Raw genomic sequence first — 12,713 nt, 5'->3', positions numbered from 1 at the left:
GTAGGCTGGAGACCCTCTCAAGAGAGGCATTCTGCGCATGAGCATCCATAACGCCGAGCAGATCGACCGTGCTACAGGGAGCTCGACATGACCATGTTCACCACGTCCGACGGCACCGAGATCTTCTACAAGGACTGGGGCAGCGGCCGGCCCGTGGTGTTCAGCCACGGCTGGCCGCTCAACGCGGACGCCTGGGACGGGCAGGCCCGCCTCGTCGCCGACAACGGCTTCCGCGCGATCGCCCACGACCGCCGCGGCCACGGCCGCTCGGGGCAGCCCTGGCAGGGCAACCACATGGACCAGTACGCCGACGACCTGGCCGAGTTGATCGAGAAGCTCGACCTCGACGACGTGATCCTGGTCGGCCATTCGACCGGCGGCGGAGAAGTGGCCCGCTACCTCGGGCGGCACGGCAGCGGGCGGGTCGCCAAGGCCGTGCTGCTGGGTGCCGTCCCGCCGCTGATGCTCAGGACGGACACCAATCCGGAGGGTACGCCGCTGGAGGTCTTCGACGGGATCCGGGCCGGAGTCGAGGCGGATCGCTCGCAGTTCTACTGGGACCTGAGCGCGAGCTTCTACGGCTACAACCGGCCCGGCGCCACCGAGTCCGAGGGCGTGCGCCGCGCGTTCTGGATGTGGAGCATGCAGGTCGGGCTCAAGGGCGCCTACGACTGCATCGAGCAGTTCTCGGCGACCGACTTCACCCAGGACCTGCAGAGCATCGACGTACCGACGCTGGTCGCTCACGGCGACGACGACCAGATCGTGCCGATCGGCGCCGCCGCCCTGAAGACGGCCGAAATCGTCAAGGACGCCACCCTCAAGGTGTATCCGGGCGCCCCGCACGGCCTGGCCGGCGACTACGAACGGACGTTCAACGCCGATCTGCTCGAGTTCATCCGGAGCTGAGCTCCTACCGGGGCCGTCCGGCCGCGACCATGCGGACGCGCGGACTGCCGTCGCTGCGCTGCCCGAACTCGGGCAGCGCATGGAGATCCACCCGGAAACCGGCACAGTCCAGCTCCCGCAGGACGTCACTGAACCGGACGGCCCGGTAATACATGACGAAGGGCGGCCGCCACACGGCGTTGCGGACCCGCATCACCGCGTCGAAGCCCTCCAGCATCCAGTAGGCGGTGGATCCCGGGCGGGGCGGGGCGACGACGGGGAAGGCGAAGCACCCGCCCGGCCGCAGGACGGAGTGGACCTGCTCGAACAGTCCCGGCAGCTCGCCCGGGAGAAAGTGCCCGAACGCGCCGAAGCTGGCCACGAGGTCGAACGCGGGCCGGAACGGCAGAGCGCGGGCGTCGGCACGCACCCAGGAGACCCGCGGCCCGACGGCTCGGCCACGCTCCCGCGCGACGGCGAGCATGCCCGCACTGAAGTCGACCCCCGTGACACTCCGCCGGCACACACCCGTCAGCACATCCACGCCCGCGCCGGTACCGCAGCACAGGTCGAGCCCGTCCTCGAACGGCCCGATCCGCCGCAGTGCCGCCGCGGTGGCCTCCAGCACCGCGTCCGGCGTGCGGAAGGGTGTGTGGTCGAACTTCGGGGCGAGCAGGTCGTAACCGCGCTCGACGGAGGACAGCGCCTGTACGGCGAGTTCGCGGAGACTGGGACCTTCGGGGCTGAACATCGACATCAGCTTAGTCACGCCTGGACAGCAGGAACGGCGTCGCCGGTATCAGGAGCCTGGCGACGCGGGGCCGGGCGCCGCGAAGGCGAGGCCGTACCGCCAGGGCGCGAACCCGAGCGGGACCAGCATGGGCACGGCGAGCAGCGGCACGCCGATCCGGCCCTCGGCCGGGACATTGAGGCGTACGTCACAGCGGTAGCCGCGGATCGGGTGGTATCGTGCGGTAAGCACTTGTGTACGCCCCGATGTGGCGCCGGTGCAGTTTCCTTCCTCAGTCTGCCGAACCGCCCGCCGTAATCCCGGTCGGATCAGCGGCTTCTCAGCACCACCTCATCAGCAGACCTTGCGGTCCGTCGCCGAGGTGCTGTTCTCCGCCGCCCGGAGGCACGTACGTACGCCCTCCCCTGCGGCTCCCCCCTCTCTTGCTCCTGCATGCCTGTGTCCCAGGCCCTCCGTCCTGAAAGGACCGACCACCATGACCGCCACTCTCGAACACCCTCCCCTCCAGCAACAGGCCCAGGCCGTCACCGGTGTCGTCGACATCGACGCGGGCGGCAAGGCACATCTGCGCGCCGCGAACTGCCTTCCGACGTCCGCCGATCCGCAGGTCCCGGCCGCGCTGATCCGCCGGTACGGACTGCGCAAGGGCGACCTCGTCGAAGGCGTATGCGGCTCCCAGCGCACCCTGACCGAGGTCGCGCACGTGAACGGCCGCACGCCCGAAGAGGTCCGCGGTCGCCGTCACTTCAGCGACCTCACGCCCCTCCACCCACGCGAACGACTCCGCCTCGAACACCCGGCGTCCGGTCTCGCCGGACGCGTCGTCGACCTGCTCTCGCCCATCGGCAAGGGGCAACGCGGGCTCCTCGTGGCCCCGCCCAAGACCGGCAAGACCGTGCTGCTCCAGCAGATCGCGGCCGCCGTCGCCGGCAACCACCCCGAATGCCGGCTGATGGTGGTGCTGCTCGACGAACGCCCCGAGGAAGTCACGGACATGCGGCGCTCGGTGCGGGGCGAGGTGTACGCCTCGACCTTCGACCAGACGCCCAGGCAGCACATCGCGCTCGCCGAACTGGTGATCGAGCAGGCCAAGCGGCTCGTCGAGGCCGGCGAGGACGTCGTGATCCTCCTCGACTCGCTGACCCGGCTGTGCCGGGCGCACAACAACGCGGCCGCCTCCGGTGGCCGCACCCTCAGCGGTGGCGTCGACGCGGCCGCGCTGCACGGCCCCAAGCGCTTCTTCGGCGCCGCACGCCTGGCCGAGGAAGGCGGATCGCTGACCATCCTCGCCACCGCCCTGGTCGAGACCGGCTCCCGCGCCGACGACTACTTCTTCGAGGAACTCAAGAGCACCGGCAACATGGAGCTCCGACTGAGCCGCGAACCGGCCTCCCGCCGGGTCTTCCCGGCCGTCGACATCACGGGCTCCGGCACCCGCCGCGAGGAACTCCTCCTGTCCCCGCCCGAGTTGACCGCCGTGCACGGGCTGCGGCGCGCCCTGCGCACCCGCGACGGCGAGGCGAGCCTGGAGACCCTGCTGGAGCGGATGCGCGCGAGTCCCGACAACGCGACGTTCCTGCGCCGCATCCAGCCGACGCTGCCCGCCCGCCAGGGAGACTGACGGCGGTTCACGCACGTCCCTCCGGTGCGGCATCCGGGTGCACGGCTGCCGCATTCGGCCCTGACAGCGCGGCGTGGCCAGGACTTCGTTCCTACGTTGCTCATATGAAGATCGGATTCCCTTCCAGGGTGGCCGTGCCGACCTGCGGTCTCTGCGTCGCCGGCATCCTGGCGCTCGCCCCCGTCGCGGCGGCCGCCCCGACAGAGCCGGACCCCGGTGCACCGGGCGCGCCGCGGGGGACAGCCCCGGTGTCGACCCTGCTGTACCGCTCCGGCACGCAGGCGCTGCCGCGCCCCGGGGCACCGCAGGTCCCGGACGTCTCCGCCCTGTCGTGGCTGGTGGCCGACGCCGACACCGGCGAGGTGCTCGCCGCGCACGACGCCCACCGCAAACTGCCGCCCGCCAGCACCCTGAAGACCCTGTTCGCCCTCACGGTGCTGCCGGCGCTGCCCGGAGGGATCCGGCACCGGGTCACGGACGCGGAGCTGTCGGGCATCGGGGCGGGGAGCAGCCTGGTCGGGGTCGAGGAGGGGGGCGCGTACCGCGTCACCGACCTGTGGCGCGGAGTGTTCCTCAGCTCCGGCAACGACGCCGTGCGTGTCCTGGCCGAGCTCAACGGGGGCTGGAGCACCACGGCCGCGCGCATGGAGACCAAGGCCCGCACCCTGGGTGCGCACGACACCCGTGTCCGCTCGCCCGACGGATACGACGCGCCGGGCCAGGTGTCGTCGGCCTACGACCTGGCCGTGTTCGGCCGCGCGGGGCTGCGCAACGCCGACTTCGCGCGGTACTGCGCGACGGCCGAGGCCAAGTTCCCGGAGGTCGACGGCTCGGTGTACGACATCCACAACACCAACCGGCTGCTCACCGGCGAGGACGGTGTGGCGCCCTACCCGGGCCTGATCGGCATCAAGAACGGCTACACCAGCAACGCCGGCCATACTCTGATCGCCGCCGCCCGCCGCGACGGGCGCACCCTCGTCGTCTCGGTGATGAACCCTCAGTCGGGCGACGCCTTCACCGTCTACGAGGAGGCGCGGTCGTTGCTCGACTGGGGTTTCGAAGCCGCCGGCCGGGTCGATCCGGTAGGCTCGCTGGACGCCCTGCGCAGCAGACCGCGGCCCGGGCCTCCCGCCCTGCCCGTGGCCGCGCCGGACACACCGGACACCGGGCCGGGCTGGCCGGCGACGGCGGCGATCGCGGCCGCAGCCTGTCTGGGCGCGGGGGCGGTCGAGCTGGCGTTGCGGCTCATGGGCGTCCGCTCGGCGCCGGAGTGACCGACCGGCAGCCACACCAGCAGTCCGAGGGTGATCCAGGCATAGGTGTTGCTGCCGAGAAACCCGTCGACGCCGGACGCGTCGTCGAACCACAGCCACACCACGCTGGTGCACAGCACCGCGTACAGCGCGGCCGCGATCCGCGGCTGCCCGGCCCGGACCAGCACCACGAAGGACGGCAGCAGCCACACGAGGTGGTGCACCCAGGTGATCGGGCTGACCAGACACGCCGTCAGCCCGGTCAGGGCGAACGCGGCGTACCAGTCCCCCGCCGCCACGGCCTTGCGGGCACGCCAGGCCCACACGCCCATCACCAGCAGCACCACCACCGCCCAGACGGACTTGCCCTCCAGGTCGAGGCGGGCCAGGAGGCCCTGCAGGGACTGGTTCGAGACGTAGTCCAGTCGGCCCACCCGGGTGGTGTCCCACAGCGCATGCGTCCAGTAGAAACGCGACGCGTCCGGCGTCACCCACGCCGCCAGCCCCGTCGCCCCTGCGGCGACGACCGTCGCGACGGCCGCAGCCCGCCACCGCCGGGCGAGCAGCAGCAGCGCGATGAAGATCGCGGGCGTCAGCTTGATCGCCGCCGCGAGTCCGATGCCGACACCGGCCCAGCGTCCCCGCCCGGTGGCGAGCAACCAGGCGTCGACCATCACGAGCGCCAGGAGCAGCAGGTTGACCTGGCCGAAGCTGAACGTGTCGCGGAGCGGTTCGTACAGCGCGAGCGCACCGGCGGCCAGAGAGCAGCCGTACCAGCCGTAGCGCCGCCATGCCTTGCCGGTCAGCACCCGCAGCGACACGCCCAGGGCGGTCAGATTGAGCAGCAGGGCGACCGCGACCGCGGTGTGCAGGCCGACGAGGGCCATCGGCAGCATCACGACCGCGGCGAACGGCGGGTAGGTGAAGCCGTACGTGGTCCCCGGCACCCGGTAGTCGTAGATGCGTCCGCCGTCGTGGATCCAGCTGTGGATGGTCCCGTGGTAGACGCGCAGGTCGAACCAGTCCCGCAGCAGCGGCACCGTCGCGGTGAAGACGGTCACGGCGGCGGCGAGGACGAGCACGAGCAGCGGTCGCCCGCGGTCGGTGCGGGGCGCCCTCATGCCGTACGTCCCAGGACCGGGACCTGCGCGGCCTGGTGGGCCTGCCACAGCACGACCACCGCGAGGACCCCGCCGGAGACGGCCAGCAGCAGCTGCCCGAGGTCCGCCGGGCCGCCGCTGGGCAGCACGGCGAGCGCGAGGACGCAGGTGACGGCCGCCACCCGGTGCCGTACCCAGGTGGTGGGCGCCGCGGCGGCGATGAGGAACAGCCCCCACAGCGCGTACCAGGGCCGGATCGCCGGGCCGAAGGCCGCGACCGCCGCCAGGCTGAGCCCCAGCGCGTACACCGGGCGGGGGCGCAGCCGCAGCCATATGACGAGCAGGGCGATCGCGGTGATCGCCAGTCCGGCCGCGTGCCACACCGGGACGGCGAGCGGCGCCAGATCGCTGCCCAGCCGTTCCAGCAGGGCGCCGGTGGCACGGCCGAGCAGGCTGGTGAGCGCCCAGTTGTGCGGCGAGACGGGCGTGTTGAGAGCGGCGATCCAGCCGTACCCGGTGCCGGCCACGGCCGTCGCGGTGACCGTCGTGGCCGCGGACGCGGCGGCGGTCGTCAGCACCGCCCGTACCGGGTGGCGCCCCGCGCGCATCTGCAGCACGACGATCGCGGCGAGTCCGAGCACGGCGGGCGCCTTCACCAGCGCGGCCAGTGTGATGAGTACGGCGCCCAGGACCGGCCTGCGGCCGAGCGCAGCGACCAGGCCGACGCCGAGCAGGCCGAGCATCATGGCGTCGTTGTGTGCGCCGGCCACGAGGTGCAGCAGCACCAGCGGGTTGAGGGCACCGAGCCACAGCGCGGCGGCCGGGTCGGCACCGCTGTGCCGGGCGAGGCGGGGCAGCGCGGCCGCCATCAGGGCCACGCCCAGCAGCGCCAGGAGCCGCATCCCCATGAGGCCGGCGGGCAGTTCGCCGCTGGTCAGGCCGGACAGCGCGGAGGCGGCGGCGAGGAACACCGGGCCGTAGGGTGCCGCGGTGTGCTGCCACACCGGGGACACCTCCTCGGCGAGCGGGCCGCCGAGACGGGACGGTCCGTGCGCGTACACGTCGATCTGGGCGTCCACCATGGCCCCTTGGGCGAGGTAGCTGTAGACGTCCCGGCTGAACAGCGGCGGGGCCAGCAGCAGCGGGGCCGCCCAGACGGCGAGGACCAGCAACAGCGCGCGCGGCGTGGGCGGTTCGGGACTGCGGATCAACCGGCCGAGCAGGGCCCAGGCCGCGATCAGCAGGACGACGCCGAAGTACACGCCGACCAGCCCGAGAGCGGCGCCGGCCGAGGAGGGCGACAACAGCTCGCGGACGGGAAGGGCTCCGGCCGTCTCACCGCCCAGTGCGAGAAAGGCGGTACCGGCCAGGCCGAGTACCTGACAGCGGCGGAGATCGACGGAGGAAGCCATGGCCAACACTCGGTCAGCGTGTCAACGCCGGGTGGCCGGAAAACGACGTTCCCCCTTCCGGTGGGAGACCTGCGCATGACCTCCGTGTGATCAGAACACCGACAGTCCGGTGAGCGTCGTGAAACGGTCCAGGGCAGCGACCCCGGCGACCGAGTTGCCGCGCTCGTCCAGCCCCGGGCTCCACACGCACAACGTGCAGCGTCCCGGCACGACGGCGACGATTCCTCCGCCGACGCCGCTCTTGCCGGGCAGGCCGACGCGGTAGGCGAAGTCGCCGGCCGCGTCGTACGTTCCGCAGGTCAGCATCACCGCGTTGACCTGTTTGGCCTGGCTGCGCGTGAACAGCCGCGAGCCGTCGGCGCGAACGCCGTGCCGGGCCAGGAAGGCGGTGGCGAGGGCGAGGTCGGCGCAGGAGGCCCGGACGGAGCACTGCCTGAAGTACTGGTCGAGCAGCAGCGGCACCGGGTTGTCGATGTTGCCGTACGAGGCCATGAAGTGGGCCAGGGCGGCGTTGCGGTCGCCGTGCGCGGCTTCGGAGGCGGCGACCTCGTGGTCGAAGTCCAGGCCGGGGTTGCCGCTCTCGGTGCGCAGGAAGTCGAGGAGGGTGCCCGCCGCGTCGCCGGTACGGGTCTGGAGGCGGTCGGTGACGACCAGCGCACCGGCGTTGATGAACGGGTTGCGCGGAATTCCGTTCTCGTACTCCAACTGGACCAGGGAGTTGAACGGGTTGCCGGACGGCTCGCGGCCGACGTGTTCCCAGAGTTCGTCGCCCTCGCGGGCCAGGTCGAGGGCGAGGGTGAAGACCTTGGTGACGGACTGCGTGGAGAACGGCTCACGCCAGTCCCCCACGCCGTACACCGTGCCGTCCAGCTCCGCGACGGCCATGCCGAAGCGGCGCGGGTCGCAGGCGGCGAGCGCCGGGATGTAGTCGGCGGGCCGGCCACGTCCGGGCGTGTGCTCGATCTCCTCGGCGATGCGCTTCAGGACCGGTTCGAAGGTCAGCGACGACGTCATGATCAACAGTGTGCCTCCGCATCAGGTCCTGACGCGCATCCGCAGTTCAGACGACGGGCGAGCCGCTGCCCGCGACGACCTCCGGCCGCAACAACGCGGCCAGCCGCTCGGCCGGCAACAGGCCCCTCTCCAGGACGAGTTCGGCGACCCCTCGGCCGGTGGCCAGGGCCTCCTTGGCGATGTCGGTGGCGGCCGTGTACCCGATGTGCGGGTTGAGCGCGGTCACCAGGCCGATGGAGTTCTCCACGCTTGCGCGCAGGGCCTCGGTGTTGGCGGTGATGCCGTCCACGCAGCGCTCGGCGAGGGCGTGGCAGGCGCTCTCGAGATGGGTGATGCTCTCCGACAGGGAGTGCAGGATGACCGGCTCGAAGGCGTTCAGCTGAAGCTGTCCGGCCTCGGCGGCCATGGTGATGGTGACGTCGTTGCCGATCACCTCGAAGGCGACCTGATTGACGACCTCGGGGATCACCGGGTTGACCTTGCCGGGCATGATGCTGGAACCGGCCTGCACGGGCGGCAGGTTGATCTCACCGAGGCCCGCGCGCGGCCCGGAGGACAGCAGGCGCAGGTCGTTGCAGCTCTTCGACAGCTTGACGGCGATCCGCTTGAGCACGCCGGACATCTGCACGAACGCCCCGCAGTCCTGGGTCGCCTCGACCAGGTTCGCGGCGGTGACCAGGGGCAGCCCGGTGATGTCGGCGAGATGGCGGCGAGCGGCTTCCGCGTACCCGGCGGGGGCGTTCAGCCCCGTCCCGATCGCGGTGGCGCCCAGGTTGATCTCGTGGATCAGCTCGACGGCCTCGGCGAGCCGGCTGCGGTCCTCGTCGAGCATCACCGCGTACGCCGAGAACTCCTGTCCCAACGTCATCGGCACCGCGTCCTGGAGCTGGGTGCGCCCCATCTTCAGTACGTCGCGGAACTCGACGGCCTTGCGGGCGAAGGCGTCCTGCAGCACGGACATCGCCTTGAGCAGACCGCGCACCGCGAACACCGTCGCGATCTTGACGGCGGTCGGGTAGACGTCGTTGGTGGACTGGCCGAGGTTGACGTCCTCGTTGGGATGCAGGTACCGGTACCGGCCCCTGGCGTGGCCCAGCAGCTCCAACGCCCGGTTGGCGACGACCTCGTTGGCGTTCATGTTGGTGGAGGTGCCGGCACCGCCCTGGATGACGTCGACGACGAACTGGTCGTGCAGCTTTCCGGAGCGTATCTCCCGGCAGGCGGCGACGATGGCGTCCGCCTTGTCCGAAGGGAGCAGGCCGAGTTCCTCGTTCGCGAGAGCGGCGGCCTCCTTCACGGCGGCGAGGGCGTCGATCAGATGCGGGTAGGCGGAGATCGGCGTGCCCGTGATGGGGAAGTTCTCCGTGGCGCGCAGGGTGTGGATGCCCCAGTACGCCTCGGCGGGGACGTCGCGGTCTCCGAGCAGATCGTGTTCGCTGCGGGTGGCGGCGGTCATGAAGGTCCTCTGTGGTGTCGGAGGTGTGCGAGTCAGGCGTACGAGGCGGAGGGCAGCGGATCGAGCGCGCGCACCGGCCGGACGCTGCCGACCGGCTGTCCGCCGCCGAGCAGCGGCTCGCCCGCGAACTCGGCGAGCAGCGCCGGGTCGACGCCGGCCCGGGCCAGCGCCGCGGCGGCGACCGGGATCCGGGCCCGGTCGGCGCCGTCGGCGATCTTCACGGCGACGGTCCGGCCGTCCGGGAGTGCGGCGACCTGCACGCCTTCGAAGCCGTCCTTGGCGAGCAGTCCGGGCACGGCCCGCATCAGCGCGGCCACGTCCCGGCCGGAGCCGGAGGCCATTTCGGCGTGCTCGCGCATCGCATCGGCGACCCGCGCCTCGGGGGTGCCGGGAGCGGCGGTGGTGATACGGGCGGCGGCCCGCGCAAGGCCGTGCAGGGAGACGGAGAACAGGGGTGCGCCGCAGCCGTCGACGGTCACCCTGGCGATGCCCTGGCCGGTGAGGTCCTCGACGATCTCGGCGATGGCCTGCTGGAGGGAATGGGCGGGGTCGAGGTAGTCGTCGAGGGACCAGCCGTTGAGCTTGGCCGTGTAGAGCATGGCGGCGTGCTTGCCGGAGCAGTTCTGGGCGAGCCGGGAGGGCATACGGCCCTCACGCACCCAGGCGTCCCGGACGACCGGGTCGAACGGCAGGTCGGGGACGTTGCGCAGATCGTCCTCGTCGAGTCCGGCGGTGTCGAGGATGCGCCGGGTGCCGGCGAGATGGCGCTCCTCCCCGGAGTGGCTGGCGGCGGCGAGCGAGAGCAGCTCGCCGTCGAGCGGAAGTCCGGCCCGCACCATGGCGACGGCCTGGACGGGCTTGAGTGCCGACCGGGGGTAGAAGGCGGCCTCGATGTCGCCGAGCTGGAGCTGGACCTCGCCGTCCGCACCGAGGACGACGACGGAGCCGTAGTGGATGCCTTCGACCATCCCGCCGCGTATGAGATGGGCGACGGGGGCGTGGAGGGGCTCACGGACTGGGGGTGCGTCCGCGACGGAACTGCTGTACATCACTGCCTGGTTCATCGGTGAGGTGTCGTCGGCCGGGGCGCGGTTCACGCGTCGGCCCTGGTGGAGGTGGTGCGTATCCGGCCGCGCATGCCGTCCCGGCCCGCGACCAGCGTCGCGACGATCAGCGGCAGGCACAGCACGTCTCCGGCGTCGACATGGACGGAACGTTTCTGCACAGCGTCGTGCAGGGACTGCTCGCTCACGCCTCGGGTCCGCCTTCCGTGGGGGTGTCCGTGCGCGCTGAGCGCACGATGTCGGTGAGGGTGGTCTCGACCCGGTCGAGGTGGTGGGACATGGCCTCGACCGCGTCGCGCTCGGAACCGTCGATCAGCGCCTCGACGATCGCCCGGTGCTCACGGTTGGACTGCTCCCGGCGTCCGCCCAGCTCGTTCAGGAACGCCGACTGGCGGGCCAGCGCGTCCCGGATCTCCTCGATGACCCGGCGGAACACCGGATTCTGCGCGGCCTCGGCCACGGCCAGGTGGAAGAGGGTGTCCATCGCGACCCACGCGGTGGTGTCCGTCTCCCGCTCCATGCGGTCCAGCAGGTGGGCGAGGTGGTCGAGGTTCTCCGGGGTGCGGCGCAGCGCCGCGTACCCGGCGACCGGGATCTCGACGTGTCGGCGCACCTCCAAGAGGTCGCCGGCCGAGTAGTCGCCGAACGTGGGCTCCTCGACGCTGCTCGCGACGACGAAGGTGCCCTTGCCGGTCTTGGCCACGGTCAGCCCCATCGTCTGCAGGGCGCGCAGGGCCTCCCGCAGCACGGGCCGGGAGACCTCGAGCGTGCGGCAGAGCTCCGCCTCGGAGGGGAGCTTGTCGCCGATCGCGTACTCGCCGCGCTCGATGGCGCCGCGGAGGTGGGTGAGCACCGCTTCCATCGCGCTGACGCGCCGCGGGCCCACTCCACCTGTCTGGCTGTCTGACAGGTTCACAGGGGTGATACTCCGGGTGGCCGGCGGGTGGTGTCAAGCGGGCCGAGCGCGCCGCAAACCGGTGGACCCCCCGTTCCGGCAGTGGGGCTACCCGCACCCCGCTCGGGGGGAAGACGTCATTCTGCTGCCGGGAAATGGCTCACATACTGAAGCGCATGGCCAATCCAATGGTGCTCCCAGGGAACTCGTCCACGCGCGAAGAACAAGGCGCACAGCAAAGGGGAAGCGACTTTTCCGAACTGTCGCGCCGCATAACCGAAGCCGGGCTTCTGCGGCGCCGGCCGTTGTATTACACCGTGCGTTTCGGGGCGGTGACCCTCGCTCTTGCGGGAGGCATCGGGGCGTTTCTCGCGCTGGGGGACAGCTGGAGCCAGCTGATCGTCGCCGCTTTCCTGGCCGTGATCTTCGGCCAGCTCGCGCTGGCGGCCCATGACCTCGCCCACCGGCAGGTCTTCTCCCGTCGGCGTCCCAGCGAGGCCGGCGGTCTGCTGGTCGCCGATCTGCTGCTGGGCATGAGCTACGGCTGGTGGATGAACAAACACACCCGGCACCATGCGAATCCGAATCACGAGGGAAAGGACCCCGACGTCTCTCCCGACATTCTGGTGTGGTCACAGCGGCAGGCACGCAAAGCAAAGGGGCTGCCCCGTTTCATCGGAAAGCACCAGGCCATGCTCTTCTTTCCGCTGCTCACCCTGGAAGGGCTGAATCTGAGTTTCGCCAGCTTCAAGGCGCTGGGGAACGCGTCGATGAAACGGCCGGTGCTGGAGGGGACGCTGCTCGTCGTCCATTTCGTCGTGTACTTCGGTGCCCTGTTCACCGTGCTCTCCCCTGCCAAGGCGCTCGCCTTCGTCGCCGTCCACCAGGGCCTGTTCGGGATCTGTCTCGGCTCGGTGTTCGCCCCCAACCACAAGGGGATGCCGATGATCGAGGAGGGGATGCGGCTGGACTTCCTGCGTCGCCAGGTCCTCACCTCGCGCAACGTCAGGGGCGGTGCGCTCATCGATGTCTTCATGGGCGGGCTCAACTACCAGATCGAGCACCACCTCTTCCCCAGCATGCCGACGCCGGCGCTCCGCAGGGCCCAGGTCATCACCGAGCGGTACTGCGCCGAGCTGGGCATCCCGTACCACCAGACCGGGCTGCTCGCCTCGCACCGAGAGGCGCTGCGCCACCTCAGGAGCGTCGGAGAGCCGCTGCGCGGCGGGGGTGACTGACTCGCCGGGCGCCGGTGC

Annotated in this window: 12 protein-coding genes and 1 pseudogene; 4 read left to right on the top strand and 9 right to left on the bottom strand. The window is 71.3% G+C overall.

Features of this window, described 5'->3' with window-relative positions; all coding sequences use genetic code 11:
• Positions 1 to 87 precede the first annotated feature (87 nt).
• On the top strand, positions 88 to 909 hold the full coding sequence (locus StrepF001_RS08350) for an alpha/beta hydrolase (protein ID WP_129797660.1): 822 nt from the start codon (positions 88 to 90) through the stop codon (positions 907 to 909).
• A gap of 4 nt (positions 910 to 913) precedes the next feature.
• Here StrepF001_RS08350 and StrepF001_RS08345 read toward each other — a convergent pair whose 3' ends face one another.
• Together StrepF001_RS08345 and StrepF001_RS08340 are read right to left on the bottom strand one after the other, a co-directional pair.
• Positions 914 to 1,639 carry a class I SAM-dependent methyltransferase gene (locus StrepF001_RS08345; protein WP_129797659.1) on the bottom strand — a complete coding sequence of 242 codons (726 nt, stop codon included), beginning with the start codon at positions 1,637 to 1,639 and terminating at the stop codon, positions 914 to 916.
• A gap of 48 nt (positions 1,640 to 1,687) precedes the next feature.
• Positions 1,688 to 1,870 carry a hypothetical protein gene (locus StrepF001_RS08340; RefSeq protein WP_129797658.1) on the bottom strand — a complete coding sequence of 61 codons (183 nt, stop codon included), beginning with the start codon at positions 1,868 to 1,870 and terminating at the stop codon, positions 1,688 to 1,690.
• Between the two features lie 244 nt (positions 1,871 to 2,114).
• Between StrepF001_RS08340 and rho the strand changes: the two genes are divergently transcribed.
• Positions 2,115 to 3,260 (top strand): transcription termination factor Rho, encoded by a 1,146-nt coding sequence (rho, locus tag StrepF001_RS08335; protein WP_129797657.1) that lies wholly within the window; start codon positions 2,115 to 2,117, stop codon positions 3,258 to 3,260.
• Between the two features lie 104 nt (positions 3,261 to 3,364).
• A pseudogene (locus tag StrepF001_RS08330) lies at positions 3,365 to 4,201 on the top strand (serine hydrolase); the annotation flags it as partial.
• Between the two features lie 83 nt (positions 4,202 to 4,284).
• On the opposite strand, the gene StrepF001_RS08325 reads toward StrepF001_RS08330, so the two are convergent.
• The 7 genes from StrepF001_RS08325 to StrepF001_RS08300 form a co-directional block, all read right to left on the bottom strand.
• Positions 4,285 to 5,637, bottom strand: a complete 1,353-nt coding sequence (locus tag StrepF001_RS08325) for a glycosyltransferase 87 family protein (protein ID WP_129797656.1) — start codon at positions 5,635 to 5,637, stop codon at positions 4,285 to 4,287.
• A complete protein-coding gene (mptB, locus tag StrepF001_RS08320; protein ID WP_129797655.1) occupies positions 5,634 to 7,028 on the bottom strand; it encodes a polyprenol phosphomannose-dependent alpha 1,6 mannosyltransferase MptB in 1,395 nt (464 codons plus the stop codon). The genes StrepF001_RS08325 and mptB overlap by 4 nt, the downstream gene beginning before the upstream one ends.
• A gap of 90 nt (positions 7,029 to 7,118) precedes the next feature.
• Positions 7,119 to 8,051 carry a glutaminase gene (locus StrepF001_RS08315; RefSeq protein ID WP_129797654.1) on the bottom strand — a complete coding sequence of 311 codons (933 nt, stop codon included), beginning with the start codon at positions 8,049 to 8,051 and terminating at the stop codon, positions 7,119 to 7,121.
• Between the two features lie 37 nt (positions 8,052 to 8,088).
• Positions 8,089 to 9,498, bottom strand: a complete 1,410-nt coding sequence (gene aspA, locus StrepF001_RS08310) for an aspartate ammonia-lyase (protein WP_129797653.1) — start codon at positions 9,496 to 9,498, stop codon at positions 8,089 to 8,091.
• A gap of 32 nt (positions 9,499 to 9,530) precedes the next feature.
• Entirely contained in the window at positions 9,531 to 10,547 is a 1,017-nt protein-coding gene (locus tag StrepF001_RS08305; RefSeq protein ID WP_129798386.1) for an asparaginase, read from the bottom strand.
• Between the two features lie 44 nt (positions 10,548 to 10,591).
• Entirely contained in the window at positions 10,592 to 10,750 is a 159-nt protein-coding gene (locus StrepF001_RS45470) for a hypothetical protein (protein ID WP_165396198.1), read from the bottom strand.
• Positions 10,747 to 11,424 carry a FadR/GntR family transcriptional regulator gene (locus StrepF001_RS08300; RefSeq protein ID WP_129797652.1) on the bottom strand — a complete coding sequence of 226 codons (678 nt, stop codon included), beginning with the start codon at positions 11,422 to 11,424 and terminating at the stop codon, positions 10,747 to 10,749. The genes StrepF001_RS45470 and StrepF001_RS08300 overlap by 4 nt, the downstream gene beginning before the upstream one ends.
• A gap of 221 nt (positions 11,425 to 11,645) precedes the next feature.
• Between StrepF001_RS08300 and StrepF001_RS08295 the strand changes: the two genes are divergently transcribed.
• On the top strand, positions 11,646 to 12,695 hold the full coding sequence (locus tag StrepF001_RS08295) for an acyl-CoA desaturase (protein ID WP_129798385.1): 1,050 nt from the start codon (positions 11,646 to 11,648) through the stop codon (positions 12,693 to 12,695).
• The last annotated feature ends 18 nt before the right edge of the window (positions 12,696 to 12,713 follow it).

Source organism: Streptomyces sp. F001 (assembly GCF_004187715.1).
Classification (GTDB): Bacteria; Actinomycetota; Actinomycetes; order Streptomycetales; family Streptomycetaceae; genus Streptomyces; species Streptomyces flavusporus.
Note: the sequence above shows the minus strand (reverse complement) of the source record. Positions and strands in the feature narration are given on the sequence as shown.